This is a genomic window from Pseudomonas sp. UBA7530 (assembly GCF_002479365.1).
In the GTDB taxonomy this organism is placed as follows: Bacteria; Pseudomonadota; Gammaproteobacteria; order Pseudomonadales; family Pseudomonadaceae; genus Aquipseudomonas.
In genome coordinates this window covers 188,879-205,275 of the sequence record NZ_DLMS01000011.1, presented here as the reverse complement: position 1 = coordinate 205,275, position 16,397 = coordinate 188,879, and the positions used below count along the sequence as shown (strand labels likewise).

Genomic DNA, 16,397 nt, shown 5'->3' with positions numbered 1-16,397 from the left:
TTCGTTATTTACCGGCCTTGAACCAGACCGCTGGAAACGAGCGTCGTGCGCCTGTCCGCCAGATCGGATGTTTTACAAGTCGTCGCAGAAGCGCTCCGCAGGCGATAGTTGATCAGCACCATGGTCAGCAGCAGGGCCGCGCCACCAGCGTTGTGCGCCACCGCCACCAGCAGCGGCAGGTGGAAGATCACGTTGCTGATGCCCAGGCTGACCTGCGCGGCCAGCGCCAGCAGCAGCAGACCGGCCAGGCGCGGCAGCCCGGCCGCGCGCAGCCGCCAGGCCAGCACCAGCAGCGCCATCGTCACCAGCAGCGCGCCTATGCGATGGCTCATGTGAATGGCGGTGCGGGCATCGCTGTCGAGCTGCCCACCCAGGTAATTGGGACCGATATGCTGGGTCAGGTGAAAACCCTTGCCGAAGTCCATCGCCGGCCACCACTCGCCATGGCAGGTGGGCAGGTCGACACAGGCGACCGCGGCATAGTTGGAGCTGACCCAGCCGCCGAGGGCGATCTGCCCGATCACCAGCAGTAGGCAGGCAGCCGCCAGTGCACGCAGGCGCCCCGGCATTTGCAGCGGGGCGAAGCGCCCCGACAGGCGCAAGGTGAGCAAGGTCAGCAGGCTCAAGGTGGCGAAGCCGCCGAGCAGGTGGGCGGTGACCACCTGCGGCCAGAGCTGCAGGGTGACTGTCCACATACCGAAGGCGCCTTGCAGGATCACCAGCGCCAGGATCGCCAGCGGCAGTTTGACGGGTTGCGTTGGCTCCTCACGACGGCGCACGGCCTGGACAGCGATGATCAGGATCACCAGCCCGAGCGCGCCAGCGAAGTAGCGGTGGATCATCTCGTACCAGCCCTTGGCGACCTCCACCGGTGCCTCGGGAAAGCGCGCCTCGGCGATGGCCTGCTTGTGCTCGCTCATCGGAACGCCGAGAAAACCGTAGCAACCCGGCCAATCCGGACAGCCCAGGCCAGCATGGGTCAGGCGGGTGTAGGCACCTAGCAGCACCACCACCACGGTCAGGAGGGTGGCGAACAACGCTAGACGGTAACCGGGCTTGTGCATGTCGACTCCTTGGGCACTGGGCTTGGCGCGCTGTCGATATGGACAGAGCGCAGCGTCAGCCGATCAGGGAAATTTTCAGCAGATAGCGCAGATCATCGAGAATCGCCTTGCCGTTGCTGCCGGCCGGATAACGCAGCACCAGATTGCCGTGCGGGTCGACCAGCCACAGCTGCGCACCGGGCACCGCCTCGGCGGCCTTGTCGTAAGCCTGCAGATCCAGCCGATAGCGTCCCAGTTGCGGATATTCGCGCGCGAGCGTGGCGTCGTAATCGGCGGTCAGCGGCTCGGCCAGCGCAAGGCCGTGGCTGGCACGAGAGGTTTCGCGGTTGAGGCCGATTTGGATCTGCCGCGCCAGGTAAACCAACTGCTGACAGTCCGCTTCGCACGCGCCCGGTGCCGTCACCAGAATTTGCCAACCGGGCTCAATCTCACCCTGCACGCCAAGGTCGGCCAGGGTGCGACCGTCACCGATCAGCACGCCGTGGTAACTGCGCGTCTCCGGCACCCAGAAGCGCCACTGGTACATGGCACTGGCGAGAAACATCGGGCCGATGGCGATGGCCAGGATCAGCAGCAACTGCAGGCGACCACGCCCCTTGCGCGGCGCCTCAGGCATGGCGATGGCTGGGTTCATGACGGCTCTCCCGTGCGTTGTGAATTCCGAGATAGATGAACAGGCCAAGCAGCGCGGCGGCCAGGGCGAACCATTGCACCGCGTAGCCCAGATGCTTGCTCGGGCTCATGCTGACTACTGGCCAGTCGACGCGGTAACTGGCTGGCCCCGGTTCAAGGCGCGCCTCGAACGGCAACCCGCCGCGGCCCAGTTGCTGCCAGAGACTTTCCGCCTCCACCTGAGTGATCAGCCGCGGCCAGCCGTCGGTCGCCGCGCCGGAGCGCAGATTCAGGCCGCCGGAAGGCGCGACGTAGATCCAGGCCGTGAGCTGCAGTACACCATCGGGAGTCTCGAACTGCGGCGGTGTACGGCGGTCAGGCCAGGGCAACCAGCCGCGGTTGATCAGTACCCAGAGGCCGCTGGACTGGTCATAGAAGGGTTGCAGCAACTCGACACCAGCGTGGCCATCGCGCACGCGGCTATCGAGCAGAAGACTGTGTTCGTCGTCGAAGTGCCCGCGTAGCTGGACCCGGCGATAGGCCGGATCACGCACGGGTTCGAGCTGCTCGAGGCTGGCCGGCTCGGCCTGACGCCGCGCCTCGAAGCTGGCCAGCAGCTGGCGCTTCTCCTCGCCGCGCTGCAACTGCCAGAAGCCCAGCCAGATCAGGCCCGGCAGCAGCAGGGCGACCAGCAGGCTGGGCAGCCAACCGGGACGGAAGGCACTCATTGCGTCCTGCCGTGACGGTCGGGGTTGCTGGCTATACTGCATTGCATCACTTCAATCCCCCGGAGTCCCGCATGCTCAAGGCCGCGATCGTCCTAATGCTGCTGGCTACGCTCGCCAGCCTGTTCAGCGGCCTGTTCTTCCTGGTCAAGGACGAAGGCCATGGTTCCCGCGTGGTAGGCGCTCTGACTGTCCGTGTCGGCCTGACCGCCATTACCGTTGCCCTGATCGCCTGGGGCTTCTATTCAGGGCAACTGGTTTCTCACGTCACCTGGTGAAGCTGCGCTACAAGACGTAGACGAAGATAAACAGGCCGAGCCAGACCACGTCGACGAAGTGCCAATACCAGGCGGCGGCCTCGAAACCGAAGTGCTGATCGGCATCGAAGTGCCCGCGCGTGATGCGTACCAGCATCACGATCAGAATGATGGTGCCCAGTGTCACGTGCGCACCGTGGAAGCCGGTGAGCATGAAAAAGGTCGCGCCGTAGATCCCCGAGCCCAGGGTCAGCCCCAGCTCGGTGTAGGCCTCGATGTACTCCTCGACCTGGAAGAACAGGAACGCCAGCGCCAGCACGATGGTCGCTGCCAGCCAGGCCTTGAGCGGGCCGCGGTGGTTCTTCTTCAGGGCGTGGTGAGCGAAGGTGATGGTGAAACTGGAAGACACCAGCAAGATGGTGTTGACCAGTGGCAGATGCCAGGGGTCGATCACCCCGCTCGGTGGCGGGAACAGTTTGGAGTCGGGGTTCTGCAGCATTGGCCAGCTGTATTCGAAGCCTTCCCAGAGCATGTTGGCAACGCCCTTGTCACCCTCACCGCCGAGCCAGGGCCCGGACCACATGCGGATGTAGAACAGGGCGCCGAAGAAGGCGGCGAAGAACATCACCTCGGAAAAGATGAACCAGCTCATGCCCCAACGGAAGGAGCGGTCCATCTGCGCGCTGTAGAGGCCGGCACGGCTTTCCTTGATGACGTTGCCGAACCAGCCGAACAGCATCCAGGCCAGAATCAGCCCACCGACGAAGAAGATCATCGGCCCGTTCGAGCTTTCCCGGTTGGCCGAGAGGTCGTTGAACCAGGTTCCTATGCCATAGAAGCTGACCAGCAGACCGACACTGGCGACGATGGGCCATTTGCTTTGTGCCGGTACGTAATAGTTCTCGTGACTTTCGTGACTCGACATTGTTGTTCTCCTTATGGAGTCGCCCGAGCAAGGGTCGCCTGAGCCACTGGCGGTTTGCGTTCGGTGATATCGAACAGGGTGTAGCCCAGGGTCAGGTGCTTCACGTCCTGCGGCAGGTCGCGGTCGACGATGAAGCGCACCGGCATCTCGATGCGCTCGCCCGGTTGCAGCACCTGCTGGGTGAAGCAGAAGCACTCGGTCTTGTGAAAGAAGGCCGCCGCCTTCGACGGCGATACGCTGGGAATCGCCTGCGCGCTCATCGGGTGATCGCTGGGGTTGTAGGCAACGAAAAGCATGTCGCGCGCCTCCCCAGGGTGAACCAGGATCTCGTCGGCCTCTGGTCCGAACTCCCAGACCATGCCGGCAGCGTTGGTGGCGAGAAACTGCACGCGCACCTGGCGCTGCTCATCCACCAACTGCTCGCCCTGGTAGGCCCCGGCCGTCTTGCCGTTGATGCCGAAGACCCGGCACATGGCGTCGTAGAACGGCGGCAGGATGAAGATGCCGAAGCAGAACATCACCACCACCACGACCAGCAGACGGGTAACCAGGCGACGCGTCGCGATGACCTCGCTCACGGCAGACCTCCTATTTCACTTCCGGCGGCGTGCTGAAGGTGTGATAGGGCGCCGGTGACGGCACCGTCCACTCCAGGCCTTCGGCACCGTCCCAGGGCTTGGCCGGCGCCGGCTTGCCGCTGCGGATGCACTTGATGACGATGAACAGGAACAGCAACTGGGTTGCGCCGAACATGAAGGCGCCGATGCTGGAGACCATGTTGAAGTTGGCGAACATCATGTTGTAGTCGGGGATACGCCGCGGCATGCCGGCCAGGCCGACGAAGTGCATCGGGAAGAACGCCAGGTTCATGCCGATGAAACTCATCCAGAAATGCAGCTTGGCCAGGGTTTCGTCGTACATGTGGCCGGTCCACTTCGGCAGCCAGTAGTAGGCCGAGGCGAAGATGCCGAAGATCGCACCCGGCACCAGCACGTAGTGGAAGTGCGCCACCACGAAGTAGGTGTCGTGGTACTGGAAGTCCGACGGCGCGATGGCCAGCATCAAGCCGGAGAAACCACCGATGGTGAAGAGGATGACGAAGGCCACCGAGAACAGCATCGGCGCCTCGAAGGTCATCGAGCCCTGCCACATGGTGCTGGCCCAGTTGAACACCTTCACCCCGGTGGGCACGGCGATCAGCATCGTGGCGTACATGAAGAACAGCTCGCCGGTCAGCGGGATGCCGACGGTGAACATGTGGTGCGCCCAGACGATGAATGACAGGAAGGCGATCGCAGCCGTGGCGTAGACCATCGAGGTGTAGCCGAACAGCGGCTTGCGCGCGAAGGCCGGGATGATCGAGCTGACCGCACCGAAGGCGGGCAGGATCATGATGTACACCTCGGGGTGGCCGAAGAACCAGAACACGTGCTGGAACAGCACCGGGTCGCCGCCACCGGCGGCGTTGAAGAAGCTGGTGCCGAAATGGATGTCCATCAGCATCATGGTCACGCAGCCGGCCAGCACCGGCATCACCGCGATCAGCAGGAAGGCGGTGATCAGCCAGGTCCAGACGAACAGCGGCATCTTCATCAGGGTCATGCCGGGGGCGCGCAGGTTGAGGATGGTGGCGACCACGTTGATCGCCCCCATGATCGAACTGATGCCCATCAGGTGCACCGCGAAGATGAAGAAAGTGGTGCTCTCCGGCCCGTAGGTGGTCGACAGCGGCGCATAGAAGGTCCAGCCGAAGTTCGGCCCGCCACCTTCCATGAACAGCGTGCTGACCAGCAGGCCGAACGCCGCCGGCAACAGCCAGAAGCTGAAGTTGTTCATCCGTGGCAGGGCCATGTCCGGCGCGCCGATCATCAGCGGGATCATCCAGTTGGCGAGGCCAACGAAGGCCGGCATCACTGCACCGAAGACCATGATCAGGCCGTGCATGGTGGTCATCTGGTTGAAGAATTCCGGCTGCACGATCTGCAGGCCCGGCTGGAACAGCTCGGCGCGGATGACCATCGCCATCGAGCCACCCAGCAGAAACATGCAGAAGCTGAACCACAGGTACATCGTGCCGATGTCCTTGTGGTTGGTGGTCAGCACCCAGCGCATCAGACCCTTGGCCGGGCCATGGTGGTGGTCAGTATGACCGTGATCGATCACTGCACTCATGTCCTTACTCCTGCGCCTTGGAGAAATCGAGAATGTCCTTGGGCGTGACCATCTCACCGAGGTTGTTGCCCCAGGCATTGCGCTCGTAGGTGATGATGGCGGCCAGGTCGACCGGCGACAGCTGCTTGCCGAAGGCGGCCATGGAGGTGCCCGGCTTGCCGTTGTAGACGATGTCGATGTGGCCCTCGGCCGGCCCGGTGGCGATGGCCGAACCCTTGAGCGCCGGGAACATCGGCGGCAGGCCTTCGCCGTTGGCCTGGTGGCAGGCGACGCAGGCCGTGTTGTAGGCCTTCTCGCCGCGCGCCATCAGCTCTTCCATGGTCCATTCCTTGCTGGTCAGCTCGCGCTCGGCAGCCGCAGCCTGCTTGCGCTCGGCCAGCCAGGCATCGAAGTCCTCCTTGGACTTGGCCTCGACCACCACGGGCATGAAGCCGTGGTCCTTGCCACACAGCTCGGTGCATTGGCCGCGGTAGATGCCCGGTTCTTCGATGCGGGTCCAGGACTCGTTGATGAAGCCGGGGATGGCGTCCTTCTTCACCGCCAGCGCCGGCACCCACCAGGAGTGGATGACGTCGGCAGCAGTGATGAGGAAGCGCACCTTGGTGCCCACCGGCACCACGAGTGGTTCGTCGACTTCCAGCAGGTAGTGTTCACCCTTGGCTTCGCGGTTGTTGATCTGCGAGCGCGGTGTGGTCAGGTTGCTGAAGAACTCGACGTCGTGGCCCAGATACTTGTAGTGCCACTTCCACTGGTAGCCGGTGATCTGGATGTCCAGCTCGGACTCGGAGGTGTCGTAGATCTCGATCAGCGTCTTGGTCGCCGGGATCGCCATCACCACCAGAATGGCCAGTGGCACGACGGTCCAGAGAATCTCGACGGTGGTACTTTCGTGGAAGTGCGCAGGCTCCTGGCCGGTGGAGCGGCGGTGCATGATCATCGACCAGAACATGGCGCCGAATACCAGTATGCCGATCACCACACAGATCCAGAAAATGGTCATGTGCAGATCGAACACGGAGCGGCTGACGTCGGTTACACCAGGCGTCATGTTGACCGTCCACTGGGCGTGCGCCGAGCCTAATGCCAGCCACAGCAGGAGGCCCATCCAGACTCGTGGATGTCGCATCATTGCGGGTTCCCCTTGATTGTTCTTGTTATCCCGCCGGCTGAGCCTGCGGCTAAGGGATCGACTGCCAATAGGGCATGCGCTGCGGACTCACTGTCCACGAAGCACACCCGACTGCTGGCGACTGCTGCCGAAACCTCTCCGTGCGTGAGCCCGTCCGGTTCCATCAGGTACTGCCTTTCGAAATCGAGTATAGACGGCGACTTTCACCTCGCAACGTACCAGCGAAAATGGCCGAAGCCACACAGCCCTTGTCCTAAACGCCGCGGCTGCTGCGGGCTGTAGCCGTTCTGATACAGGTGGATATAGCGGACTCGCATAAGTATGAAAAAGTTATGACAATCGTGTCTTAGCCGACCGCAGGAGCCGGCTAAGGTTCACGTCCATGTCCTGATATGTAGGAGCAGTCATGAACACCGCCGCCCTTCGTCAATTGATCGCCCATGCTCGTCAGCAGGAAAGCGGCAGCCAGGCGCTCGCCCATTTTCTCCAGGCTCAGCTGGATCGCCTGCATCCGTCCATTCGCCTGCCCGAGGGCGACGCGCAGGGCGCGCTGGCTGCCTTCGTCATCGCGTATATCGAGGAGGTACCGGACGTGCTGGATGCCGCCGCCGAGGTGGCGCGCGAAGCCGGAATCGAGTCCGCGGTGAAGCCCGTGCTGAAGATCGCCGAGCATTTCTTCCTGCAACCACCGGCCTTGATGGACGGCCACGAAGGGCTGGAAGGCCTGCTCGACGAGGCCTATCTGGCCCATCGCCTGGTGGAGGAGGTCAACGACCGCTACATCGCCCACTTCGGCCAGCCACTGATCCCGCTGGACACCACGCGTGCCAATCTGATCGCGCATCAGTTGATCGGCGAGCCCTTCGCCAACCAGCTCGATGAAGCCGTGCATCACGCTCTGGCCGGCATGCTCGATGGCGCCAGCTTCGACCAGCCCTCAGTGCAGGCCTACCGCGAGCGCCTGGCGGCGCCGAGCACCACATTGGCCTGGCGGCGCTGGCCCTGCCTGTCGCAGCAGCTGGGCGTGGAGTTGCAGCTCAAGGGCTGATCGCCAGCAGGATCAGCGACAGAGTCAGCAGCGAGCCGAGGGTGGAGAACAGGATCGCCCGCGACACCAGCGCCGCCTGACGCTGGTAATACTCGGCGAGCATGAACGGTCCGGTGCCGGTGGGCAGCGCGCTTAACAGCAACGCGGCGTGCGCCCAGAACGGCGGCAGGTCGAGCAGCACGAAGGCGATGAACCAGGTTACCAGCGGCTGCAACACCAGCTTCAACGCCACCAGCGGCCAGGCACCTTCACTCGACCCGCTCTGCCGCTGCGCCAGGAACAACCCCAGCGAGACCAGCGCACAGGGCACGGTGGCGGCACCGAGCAGGCGCAGGAATTCGTCCAGCGCTACCGGCAGTTGCACACCACCCAGCGCCCAGGCCGCACCGAGCAGCGGTGCCACCACCAGCGGATTCTTCAGCAGCGCCGAGACCACCTGCACGATGGCGCCGCCCAGGCCCTTGTCGCTCTGCAGGCCCACCTCGATGCACACCACCGCCAGGCCGAACAATACGCAGACCACCATCAGCGAGGCGATCAGTGCCGGCGCCATACCGTCATCACCGAGCACCAGCACGCACAGCGGAATGCCGATGTAGCCGGTATTGGCGTAGCCGGCGCTGAGCCCGTCGATGCTGGCGTCGACCAGGCTGCCGGTGGTTTTCCAGCGATACGCCAGGGTGGCGAGAAATACCGCGAGCATGCCGCCGGTGAAGGCGAGCAGGAAGCCGGGCTGCCAGATCTGCGCCCAGTCGGCCTTGGCGGTGAGGCTGAAGAGCAAGGCCGGCAGGCCGAGCCAGACCACGAAGCGGTTCATCTCCGAAGCGGCGGTCGGCCCCAGGCGATTGGTGCGCCGGCAGATGAACCCGACCAGAATCAGACCGAAGATCGGCAGCAGCACATTGAGAACGGTGGACATCGAACTACGCCAGCGACAGGGGAGGACCGAGCCTAGGGGCGCTAGCGGTCCAGGGCAAGCCATTGCCTGTGATTCGATGACGTCCGCTGGCGTCTAGCACTGACCTGCCGGGACGCTCCCCGGCCTACTCGCGAGCCCGAACATGCAAGCGCTGTTGAACGAAATTCTCGATGAAGTCCGCCCGCTGATCGGCCAGGGCAAGGTGGCCGATTACATCCCGGCGCTGGCCGGCGTGGCGCCCGATCAGTTGGGCATCGCCGTGTATGGCAACGATGGTCAGTTGCATGTCGCCGGCGATGCGCAGTTGCCCTTTTCCATCCAGAGCATTTCCAAGGTGTTCAGCCTGGTGCAGGCCATCGGCCACAGCGGCGAAGGCATCTGGCAGCGCCTGGGCCACGAGCCGTCCGGGCAGCCGTTCAACTCGCTGGTGCAGCTCGAGTTCGAGCGCGGCAAGCCGCGCAATCCGTTCATCAACGCCGGCGCGCTGGTGATCTGCGACATCAATCAGTCGCGCTACGCCGCGCCGGCGCTGTCGATGCGCGACTTCGTCCGGCGTCTGTCGGGCAACCCCGAGGTGACGGTGGACAACCATGTCGCCGAGTCCGAATACCAGCACCGCGCGCGCAATGCCGCGGCGGCGTATCTGATGCAGTCGTTCGGCAACTTTCACAACGACGTCGAGGCCGTGCTGCGCAGCTACTTCAGTTGCTGCGCGCTGCGCATGAGCTGCGTCGATCTGGCGCGCGCCTTCGGCTTCCTGGCCAACCAGGGCTTCTGCAAGCACAGCGGCGAGCAGGTGCTGTCGCCCCGGCAGAGTAAGCAGATCAACGCCATCATGGCCACCAGCGGGCTGTACGACGAGGCCGGCAACTTCGCCTATCGCGTCGGCCTGCCTGGCAAGAGCGGCGTCGGCGGTGGCATCGTCGCTGTGGTGCCGGGGCGCTTCAGCGTCTGCGTGTGGTCGCCCGAGCTCAACGCGGCCGGCAATTCGCTGGCCGGCATGAAAGCTCTAGAGCTGCTCAGCGAACGCATCGGCTGGTCGGTGTTCTGATTCGATAGGCTATGGTCGCAACAGGCCGCACCGTCGTGCGGCCACTAGCAGGCCGATGAAAAACGTAGGCGAGGCAGGCAAGACAAGGAAAAAACGGCCGAAAAAGCGCAGTTTACGAGTTGTAAATGAGCATTTTGAGGCCGTTTTTAACGCAGTATTGTCAACGCAGATAGTTTTTCAACAGCCTGCTAACTTGAAGACCAGGAGTGCCCATGTCGATGCCCGAATACCATATGTTCGCCGCTGCGCCAGCGCCGGTCGCGCCGTTCTCCCATGCTTGCGAAGCCGATGGCTGGGTGTTCATCACCGGCCAGTTGCCGATCGATCCGGGCAACGAAGCGGCGCCACTGCCGGAAGGCATCGAGGCGCAGACGCACAAGACCTTCGACAACCTGCTGGTGGTCCTCGAAGGGCTCGGCCTGGGCCTGGAAAACGTGGTGTCGGCGCGTGCCTTCCTCACCGATTTCTATGGCGACTACGCTCGCTTCAACGCGGTGTACGCCAGCTACTTCCCCGAAGGCAAGCGCCCGGCGCGCACCTGTATCGGCACCACGGGGCTGGCCCGCCACGCATTGGTGGAGATCGATTTCATCGCGCGACGTCCTTGAGGCGGCGCAGCCCGGATGAAATCCGGGAAGGAACGCCGCTATGGATGAATGCGGGCTACGGCAGCGGGTACATCGCGCTACAGCAGCTTGCGGTACTGCACGAAACCCGAGCGCTCGCCGATGCGCTCGTACAGCAGCTTGGCCTGGCTGTTGCTCTCGTGCGTCAGCCAGTGCACCCGTGAACAGCCTGCGGCACGTGCCTGCTCGTAGACATGCTGGATCAGCTGACGACCGACGCCGCCGCTGCGCTCGCCCTTGGCGACGAACAGGTCCTGCAGGTAGCAGTAATCGCCGGTGGTCCAGGTCGAGCGGTGGATGACCCAGTGCACTAGGCCGACGGCCTGATCACCGCGCCAGGCCAGCGCGGCGCCCATGGGCTCGGCGGGGTCGAGAAAGCGCTGCCAGGTGACGGCGCCGGTCTCGGCCGGGATATCGGTCATGTAGAAGCGCTGGTAGCCCTGCCACAAGGGCAACCAGGCGGGGTGATCGGCAGCGACTACAGGGCGAATTTCGATACTCATCGTCCTTCCTCTGTTTGGGCAGGTGGATCAGTCGCTCATCTCACCACAGAGATCGCGCGCCAGCCAGTGCTCCACCTCGGTCTGCGTCAATCCGGCGCCGAGCAGGGCGAACAGCTTGCCCAGCGCGGCCTCACGGGTCATACCGCCGCAGGACACTAACCCGGCCTCGGCAAGACGACTGCCGGCGGCGTACACGCCGAACTGCACATGCCCCTGCGCGCACTGGCTGATCGCCGCCAGCACCACGCCGCGCGCATGGGCATCGAGCAGCACCGCCATCAGCTCGGCATCACCGGCCGGGCCGGTACCGCTGCCGTAGCACTCCAGCAGCACGCCCTTCACGCCACTGTCGAGCAGGGCGCTGAGGTGACCCGCCTGCACGGCCGGATGCAGCGGAAGTACGGCCAGGTTCACCCGCTCGCGCGCCTGACGGTAGTCGATAAGGGCGCTGATCGCGACATGCTCGGCCTGACGCTGACGCGGCAGCACCTGGAAGGCATCGAAGGCATCGCTGCGCAGCTTCGAACAGCGCGCGCCGTGCAGCAGCTGACCGTTGAAGTACAGGTGCACGCCCGGCGTCACGCCGCGGTGCAGCGCACGCATGGCGCCGAACAGGTTGGGCCAGGCATCGCCGCCGTCCACACCGGCCGGCTGCATGGCACCGGTCAGCACCACCGGCACGTCGAGGCCGAGCAGCAAAAAGCTCAGCGCCGCAGCGCTGTAGGCCAGCGTATCGGTGCCATGCAGCACCAGCACGGCGTCATGGCCATGCGTCTCCACGGCCGTGACGATCTCGTCACGCAACGCCAGCCAGTGACCGGGGTTCATGTTGGCGCTGTCGATCAGCGGCAGCAGCTCGCGAAAGCTCCACTGCGGCAGTTCGCTGGTGTTCTCGCTGGCTTGCTGGGTACGCATGCGCGCCTCGAAACCCGAGGCCGGCGCCAGGCCGTCTGCGCTCATCTGCATACCGATGGTGCCGCCTGTGTACAGCACCAGGAGTTTTTCTGGGGTCGCCATGGGCTCTCCTCGCAAATCACGGGCAAACGCAACGTTCACAACATCGCTCACGACTGCCCGAAGAATGGCTGCCAGAGTTCGGCAGGCCAAGAAAAAGGGGGCCTTGCCCCCTTTTTTCCGTCTGAGTCAGATCAGCGCTGGTAGGCGCGATCACCGACCTGCGCCGGGTCGGCGGCATTGCTCGACTGGTTGTCCCACACGGCAGGGTCGAGGTCCAGATCGGCGAACTGCTTGGCATCGAACACCGGCGACTTCACGCCTGCCTTGACCTGGCTATCGTAGTCGCGCATCACCCGCAGGCCTACCTTGAACAGCAGCGCCAGGGCGATCAGGTTGCAGATCGCCAGCAGACCCATGGTCACGTCGGCGAAAGCGAACACGGTGCCCAGGTCCTGCACCGAACCCCACAGCACCAGGCCGATCACCAGCACACGGTAAACCATCACCGGGCCGCGCTTCTGGCTGAAGAAGCCCAGGGCGTTCTCGCCGAGGTAGTAGTTGTAGATCAGGGTGGTGAAGACGAACAGCAGCAGCGCCAGGCTGATGAATACCCGGCCCCACTCGCCGACCACGGCCGCGACGGCGCTCTGGGTCAGGACCACACCGGCCTGCTCCATGCCTGGCTGGTAGACGCCCGAGAGCAGAATGATCAGCGCAGTGCAGCTGCACAGGATCAGGGTGTCGATGAATACGCTGAGCGACTGCACGATGCCCTGCGCGGCCGGGTGCTTGACCTCGGCGACGGCGGCCACGTTCGGCGCGCTGCCCAGGCCGGCCTCGTTGGAGAACAGGCCGCGCTTGACGCCCATGATGATGGCTGCGCCGATACCACCGGCGAAGGCCGGCTCGAGGCCGAAGGCGCTGTTGAAGATCAGGGCGAAGGTGGCCGGCACCTCGCCGATGTTCATGCCGATCACCAGCACTGCCATGGCGATGTAGGAGAACGCCATGACCGGCACCAGCACGTCGGCGAACTGCGCGATGCGCTTGATGCCACCGAAGATGATCAGGCCGATCACCACGGTCAGGGCGATGCCGCTGGCCAGGGTCGGAACGCCGAAGGTGTCATGCAGCGAGCTGGCGACGGTGAAGGACTGCACGGCGTTGAAGCCGAAGCCGAAGGTCACCAGCAGCAGGATCGACACGACGATGCCCAGCCAGCGCTGACCGAGGCCGTGCTGGATGTAGAACGCCGGGCCACCGCGGTAGCCGCCATCGGCTTCGCGACGCTTGTACAGCTGGGCCAGGGAGCACTCGAAGTAGCTGGTGGCCATGCCGACCAGGGCCACGATCCACATCCAGAAGATGGCGCCAGGGCCACCGAGCATGATCGCCACGGATACCCCGGCGATGTTGCCGGCGCCGACGCGGCCGGCCACCGAGAGCATCAGGGCCTGGAACGAGCTGAGCTGGCCCGGCTGGCGCTGCAAGGCCTCGCTGAAGATGCGGAACATGCTGCCGAAGTAGCGGAGCTGGACGAAGCGTGAAGCGATGGTGAAGTACAGGCCGAGACCGATCAGCATCACGATCAGCAGCTTGCTCCAGATGAGGTCATTGAGAAGATCGAGCATGGAGGCTTTCTCTCTTGTTGTTCTGAGTGGGATTACGCCCCGCCGGGCGGATTGCGGAATGGTTCGCGATAGAGGCCTCATCGGGCAATTTCGCAGGTCGCGGCGAAACGACGCGAGTTGATGCTAGAATCGCGTCATTCGCATCAGCTGGAGCAGCTATATGTCCGATTCCCTCGGCGCCAACCTGAAACTGCTCTGCAGCCACTACCGCTCGATTGCCGAGGTGTGTCGCAAGCTGGCGATCAATCGTGCGCAGTTCAATCGCTACCTGGCCGGGCTGAGCCGGCCGACCTCGCACAACCTCAAGCGTATCTGCGATTTCTTCGGTGTCGAACCCTTCGAACTGGCCATGCCGGCCGAGCAGTTCTCCCGCCTGATCGGCGCCCGCAGCGGCGCTGCGCAGCAGCAAGGCGGCAGCGATCCGCTGCTGGAACTGTTCGCCCCGCTGCGTCGCCAGGCCAGCCCGATGGAGCGCTACTGCGGCTACTACTTCGAATATTCCAACTGCATGTCGGTGCCGGGGCACGTGCTGCTGTCGCTGGTGCACCTGCGCGAGGAGCGCGGCAACTACCTGTTCGAGCGCCAGGAGCGCCAGGAACGTCAGGAGTCTACCCGGGGTGGCAGCGAGGACTGGGTGCGCTGCCGCTACCTGGGCACCGCGTTCTTTCTGCAGGACCGCCTGTTTCTGGTGGACTACGAGTCGCTCACCGGCAACGAGATGAGCCAGACCATCCTCATTCCCAGCTTCAAGAGCCGCATCATCCGCCTCAACGGCATCAAGACCGGCGTTTCCAGCGGCGACCGCCGCACTCCGGCTTGCACCCGCGTGGTCTGGCAGTACCTGGGCAACGAGATCAACCGGGTCAACGCCTATCGTCAACTGATGCTCTACGCGCCGGACGACGCACGCATCGACGACGACATTCGCCAGCGCCTGGGCAGCGCGCAGGTGCGTGACGGATTGTTCGAGATGGAGTGACCTTCGCCGCCCGTTCAGACGCTACGCGGCAACCACAGCATCATCACCACGCAGAACACCGTGAGGCCCATGCAGAACCACAGGAAGCGTCGCTGCCGGCGCAGCTGTGGCAGGTGAGTGGGCAAGGGCATGCCACAATCGCCGCATTCGAGCGCTGAAGCGGGTTGCGGGCGTTGGCAGTATAGGCAGGTACGGGTGCTCATGGCGCTACTCGAACTGTTCCAGGCGCTGCCGGTCCAGGATGCGGATGACCCGCGCCTGCTGGGTGATGATCTGCTCGTCAACCAGACGGCGAATGATGCGCGAGAAGGTCTCGGGCTGAATCGACAGGTGCCCGGCGATCAGCTGCCGGGCCATCGGCAGCTCCACTTCGTCGCCCTCGCTGCGCGCCAGCTGGGTGAGCAGGTAACGCACCACGCGGTGCGTGGCGTTCTTCAGCGACAGCGTTTCGATCTCGTTGATGCGCTGGTGCAGGCGGATGCACAGTTTGCCGAGCAGGGCGAAGGTCAGTCGCGAGTTGCCCTGCAGCAGGCGCATGTAGGTGGCGTTGGAGAAGCGGTACAGCTGCGTCGGGCCAAGCGCCTGGGCCGAGGCCACGTAGTCGGGGGTGTCCATTAGCATCATCGCCTCGGCGAAGGTATTGCGCTCGCCGATCACCTCGAACACCTTTTCCTGGCCGTCCGGGGTCAGGCGGTAGATTTTCACCGCCCCGGAGATCACGAAAAAGAACGCGTGCGCCGGCTCGCCCTGCATGAACAGGATGTCGCCCTTGTCGAGGTTGAGCAGTTGGCTGTCGGCCAGCAGTTCGTCCAGCTGCTCGTCGGCCATCGGCTCGAACAGGTGATGGCTGCGCAAGATCTGGTGATGAACGCGATGCTGCACCCGGGACGATTCCTGGCTGCCCGACGAGGCGATCATTCGGGTCGCAATGGTGTTACTGAACATGCTCGGTCTCCGGTGGTTCGGCATAGCGGGCGATGCCGTCCAAATCGAGGAGCACCACGTGCTGGCGCCCCAGCTCCAGCAGTCCGCGCTCCTTCCAGGCACTGAGCAGACGGCTGACGGTGTGCAGGGTGGTGCCGGTCATTTCCGCGAGGTTCTGACGCGACAGGGGAAAATCGATGCTGACGCCGTTGCCGGTGCGGCGCCCGGAATGCTGGGCCAGGCGCAACAGGGCGTGCGCCAGGCGCTGTTCGACGCGCTCAGTGGACAGCTCGCGGATACGCTGGTGGGCGTCCTGCAGGCGCTGCCCGAGCGCGCGCACCACATGCTCGCCCAAATGCGGGCAAACCCGGCTGAGCGACTCCCACTGCGTCGATGGCCAGCGCAGCACGCTGCTGTTCTCCACCGCGACGGCGGATGCCGGAAAATGGCTCAGCGCCATGGCGCGGGCAAGGCCGAACAACTCGCCGGCACAGACGTAGCGCACCACCACACGCTCGCCGGCCGGGGTCAGCTGGGAAATCTGCAGGTGGCCGCCGAGCAGAAAGAAGAAATGCCGGGCCGCCTCGCCCTGCCGGAACACGAAATCCCCCTTGAGGACATCGCACCGCTGAGCGTGCGCCACGACGTGCTCGAGCTCGTCGTCGCTCAAGGGCGAGAACAGAGGCAGGCGTGCGATCAGCTCGAGTTCGGGAGGCATAAGGCATCAATTCGGTGCAATGCGGCGGATGTGCTGATCGTAGCGCGTCGCCTGCGTCAGCCGCTGCGGTAAGTTGTCGCTGCCCACCACTTCTTTGTTCCAGGACAAAGAAGGCGAAGATCGCTTGCCCTGAAATGGTTCCAGCCAACCATAAAAG

Annotated in this window: 19 protein-coding genes; 5 read left to right on the top strand and 14 right to left on the bottom strand. The window is 64.1% G+C overall.

The window, feature by feature from the left end; all coding sequences use genetic code 11:
* Positions 1–8: 8 nt before the first annotated feature.
* Genes B2U07_RS14935 through B2U07_RS14925 form a run of 3 tightly spaced genes read right to left on the bottom strand, consistent with a single transcriptional unit; the run spans position 9 to position 2,404 of the window.
* Positions 9–1,064, bottom strand: a complete 1,056-nt coding sequence (locus B2U07_RS14935; protein ID WP_296277192.1) for a COX15/CtaA family protein — start codon at positions 1,062–1,064, stop codon at positions 9–11.
* 55 nt (positions 1,065–1,119) lie between these two features.
* The gene (locus B2U07_RS14930; RefSeq protein ID WP_296277191.1) at positions 1,120–1,698 is read right to left on the bottom strand and encodes a hypothetical protein; all 579 of its coding nucleotides are present in this window, start codon (positions 1,696–1,698) and stop codon (positions 1,120–1,122) included.
* Positions 1,673–2,404, bottom strand: coding sequence for an SURF1 family protein (locus B2U07_RS14925; RefSeq protein ID WP_296277190.1), 732 nt, complete (start codon positions 2,402–2,404; stop codon positions 1,673–1,675). The genes B2U07_RS14930 and B2U07_RS14925 overlap by 26 nt, the downstream gene beginning before the upstream one ends.
* A gap of 71 nt (positions 2,405–2,475) precedes the next feature.
* Here B2U07_RS14925 and B2U07_RS14920 point away from each other — a divergent pair, with 71 nt between their 5' ends.
* Positions 2,476–2,679, top strand: a complete 204-nt coding sequence (locus B2U07_RS14920; protein WP_275546551.1) for a twin transmembrane helix small protein — start codon at positions 2,476–2,478, stop codon at positions 2,677–2,679.
* Between the two features lie 7 nt (positions 2,680–2,686).
* On the opposite strand, the gene B2U07_RS14915 is transcribed toward B2U07_RS14920, so the two are convergent.
* The 4 genes from B2U07_RS14915 to coxB are packed head-to-tail and all read right to left on the bottom strand — an operon-like array spanning position 2,687 to position 6,884.
* On the bottom strand, positions 2,687–3,583 hold the full coding sequence (locus B2U07_RS14915) for a cytochrome c oxidase subunit 3 (RefSeq protein ID WP_275546550.1): 897 nt from the start codon (positions 3,581–3,583) through the stop codon (positions 2,687–2,689).
* An 11-nt stretch (positions 3,584–3,594) separates the two neighbouring features.
* The gene (locus B2U07_RS14910) at positions 3,595–4,161 is read right to left on the bottom strand and encodes a cytochrome c oxidase assembly protein (RefSeq protein ID WP_275546549.1); all 567 of its coding nucleotides are present in this window, start codon (positions 4,159–4,161) and stop codon (positions 3,595–3,597) included.
* A gap of 10 nt (positions 4,162–4,171) precedes the next feature.
* Complete coding sequence (gene ctaD / locus B2U07_RS14905) at positions 4,172–5,755, bottom strand: cytochrome c oxidase subunit I (RefSeq protein ID WP_275546548.1); 1,584 nt, start codon at positions 5,753–5,755, stop codon at positions 4,172–4,174.
* A 4-nt stretch (positions 5,756–5,759) separates the two neighbouring features.
* A complete protein-coding gene (gene coxB / locus B2U07_RS14900; RefSeq protein WP_197857676.1) occupies positions 5,760–6,884 on the bottom strand; it encodes a cytochrome c oxidase subunit II in 1,125 nt (374 codons plus the stop codon).
* A gap of 406 nt (positions 6,885–7,290) precedes the next feature.
* On the opposite strand from coxB, the gene B2U07_RS14895 reads away from it, so the two are divergent.
* A complete protein-coding gene (locus B2U07_RS14895) occupies positions 7,291–7,932 on the top strand; it encodes a hypothetical protein (protein WP_296277189.1) in 642 nt (213 codons plus the stop codon).
* On the opposite strand, the gene B2U07_RS14890 is transcribed toward B2U07_RS14895, so the two are convergent.
* Complete coding sequence (locus B2U07_RS14890; RefSeq protein WP_275546546.1) at positions 7,922–8,851, bottom strand: AEC family transporter; 930 nt, start codon at positions 8,849–8,851, stop codon at positions 7,922–7,924. The two genes, B2U07_RS14895 and B2U07_RS14890, sit on opposite strands and share 11 nt — an antisense overlap.
* A gap of 142 nt (positions 8,852–8,993) precedes the next feature.
* Here B2U07_RS14890 and glsB point away from each other — a divergent pair, with 142 nt between their 5' ends.
* Together glsB and B2U07_RS14880 are read left to right on the top strand one after the other, a co-directional pair.
* On the top strand, positions 8,994–9,902 hold the full coding sequence (gene glsB / locus B2U07_RS14885) for a glutaminase B (protein ID WP_275546545.1): 909 nt from the start codon (positions 8,994–8,996) through the stop codon (positions 9,900–9,902).
* Between the two features lie 212 nt (positions 9,903–10,114).
* Positions 10,115–10,510: a RidA family protein gene (locus B2U07_RS14880; protein WP_013713310.1), complete on the top strand. Its 396-nt coding sequence runs from the start codon at positions 10,115–10,117 to the stop codon at positions 10,508–10,510.
* Positions 10,511–10,587: 77 nt separating this feature from the next.
* Here B2U07_RS14880 and B2U07_RS14875 read toward each other — a convergent pair whose 3' ends face one another.
* The 3 genes from B2U07_RS14875 to B2U07_RS14865 form a co-directional block, all read right to left on the bottom strand.
* Positions 10,588–11,031: a GNAT family N-acetyltransferase gene (locus B2U07_RS14875; protein ID WP_275546544.1), complete on the bottom strand. Its 444-nt coding sequence runs from the start codon at positions 11,029–11,031 to the stop codon at positions 10,588–10,590.
* 27 nt (positions 11,032–11,058) lie between these two features.
* Positions 11,059–12,048 carry an asparaginase gene (locus B2U07_RS14870; RefSeq protein WP_275546543.1) on the bottom strand — a complete coding sequence of 330 codons (990 nt, stop codon included), beginning with the start codon at positions 12,046–12,048 and terminating at the stop codon, positions 11,059–11,061.
* A 131-nt stretch (positions 12,049–12,179) separates the two neighbouring features.
* On the bottom strand, positions 12,180–13,619 hold the full coding sequence (locus B2U07_RS14865) for an alanine/glycine:cation symporter family protein (protein ID WP_197857670.1): 1,440 nt from the start codon (positions 13,617–13,619) through the stop codon (positions 12,180–12,182).
* A 160-nt stretch (positions 13,620–13,779) separates the two neighbouring features.
* Here B2U07_RS14865 and B2U07_RS14860 point away from each other — a divergent pair, with 160 nt between their 5' ends.
* Positions 13,780–14,598 carry a helix-turn-helix domain-containing protein gene (locus B2U07_RS14860; RefSeq protein ID WP_197857669.1) on the top strand — a complete coding sequence of 273 codons (819 nt, stop codon included), beginning with the start codon at positions 13,780–13,782 and terminating at the stop codon, positions 14,596–14,598.
* Positions 14,599–14,612: 14 nt separating this feature from the next.
* Here the strand turns inward: B2U07_RS14860 and B2U07_RS14855 are convergent, their stop codons facing one another.
* The 3 genes from B2U07_RS14855 to B2U07_RS14845 are packed head-to-tail and all read right to left on the bottom strand — an operon-like array spanning position 14,613 to position 16,240.
* Positions 14,613–14,801, bottom strand: coding sequence for a protein DnrP (locus tag B2U07_RS14855; RefSeq protein ID WP_197857668.1), 189 nt, complete (start codon positions 14,799–14,801; stop codon positions 14,613–14,615).
* A gap of 4 nt (positions 14,802–14,805) precedes the next feature.
* Positions 14,806–15,516 carry a Crp/Fnr family transcriptional regulator gene (locus tag B2U07_RS14850; RefSeq protein WP_296277626.1) on the bottom strand — a complete coding sequence of 237 codons (711 nt, stop codon included), beginning with the start codon at positions 15,514–15,516 and terminating at the stop codon, positions 14,806–14,808.
* Positions 15,517–15,532: 16 nt separating this feature from the next.
* On the bottom strand, positions 15,533–16,240 hold the full coding sequence (locus B2U07_RS14845; RefSeq protein ID WP_296277188.1) for a Crp/Fnr family transcriptional regulator: 708 nt from the start codon (positions 16,238–16,240) through the stop codon (positions 15,533–15,535).
* Between the last annotated feature and the right edge of the window lie 157 nt (positions 16,241–16,397).

Bases quoted from the DNA above. Each gene is read 5' to 3' on its own strand.
- B2U07_RS14845 (WP_296277188.1), bottom strand. From the start codon at position 16,240: ATGCCTCCCGAACTCGAGCTGATCGCACGCCTGCCTCTGTTCTCGCCC.
- B2U07_RS14895 (WP_296277189.1), top strand. From the start codon at position 7,291: ATGAACACCGCCGCCCTTCGTCAATTGATCGCCCATGCTCGTCAGCAG.
- B2U07_RS14930 (WP_296277191.1), bottom strand. From the start codon at position 1,698: ATGAACCCAGCCATCGCCATGCCTGAGGCGCCGCGCAAGGGGCGTGGT.
- B2U07_RS14850 (WP_296277626.1), bottom strand. From the start codon at position 15,516: ATGATCGCCTCGTCGGGCAGCCAGGAATCGTCCCGGGTGCAGCATCGC.
- glsB (WP_275546545.1), top strand. From the start codon at position 8,994: ATGCAAGCGCTGTTGAACGAAATTCTCGATGAAGTCCGCCCGCTGATC.
- B2U07_RS14920 (WP_275546551.1), top strand. From the start codon at position 2,476: ATGCTCAAGGCCGCGATCGTCCTAATGCTGCTGGCTACGCTCGCCAGC.
- B2U07_RS14875 (WP_275546544.1), bottom strand. From the start codon at position 11,031: ATGAGTATCGAAATTCGCCCTGTAGTCGCTGCCGATCACCCCGCCTGG.
- B2U07_RS14915 (WP_275546550.1), bottom strand. From the start codon at position 3,583: ATGTCGAGTCACGAAAGTCACGAGAACTATTACGTACCGGCACAAAGC.
- B2U07_RS14870 (WP_275546543.1), bottom strand. From the start codon at position 12,048: ATGGCGACCCCAGAAAAACTCCTGGTGCTGTACACAGGCGGCACCATC.
- B2U07_RS14860 (WP_197857669.1), top strand. From the start codon at position 13,780: ATGTCCGATTCCCTCGGCGCCAACCTGAAACTGCTCTGCAGCCACTAC.
- B2U07_RS14925 (WP_296277190.1), bottom strand. From the start codon at position 2,404: ATGAGTGCCTTCCGTCCCGGTTGGCTGCCCAGCCTGCTGGTCGCCCTG.
- B2U07_RS14935 (WP_296277192.1), bottom strand. From the start codon at position 1,064: ATGCACAAGCCCGGTTACCGTCTAGCGTTGTTCGCCACCCTCCTGACC.
- ctaD (WP_275546548.1), bottom strand. From the start codon at position 5,755: ATGAGTGCAGTGATCGATCACGGTCATACTGACCACCACCATGGCCCG.
- B2U07_RS14855 (WP_197857668.1), bottom strand. From the start codon at position 14,801: ATGAGCACCCGTACCTGCCTATACTGCCAACGCCCGCAACCCGCTTCA.
- B2U07_RS14865 (WP_197857670.1), bottom strand. From the start codon at position 13,619: ATGCTCGATCTTCTCAATGACCTCATCTGGAGCAAGCTGCTGATCGTG.
- B2U07_RS14890 (WP_275546546.1), bottom strand. From the start codon at position 8,851: ATGTCCACCGTTCTCAATGTGCTGCTGCCGATCTTCGGTCTGATTCTG.
- coxB (WP_197857676.1), bottom strand. From the start codon at position 6,884: ATGATGCGACATCCACGAGTCTGGATGGGCCTCCTGCTGTGGCTGGCA.
- B2U07_RS14880 (WP_013713310.1), top strand. From the start codon at position 10,115: ATGTCGATGCCCGAATACCATATGTTCGCCGCTGCGCCAGCGCCGGTC.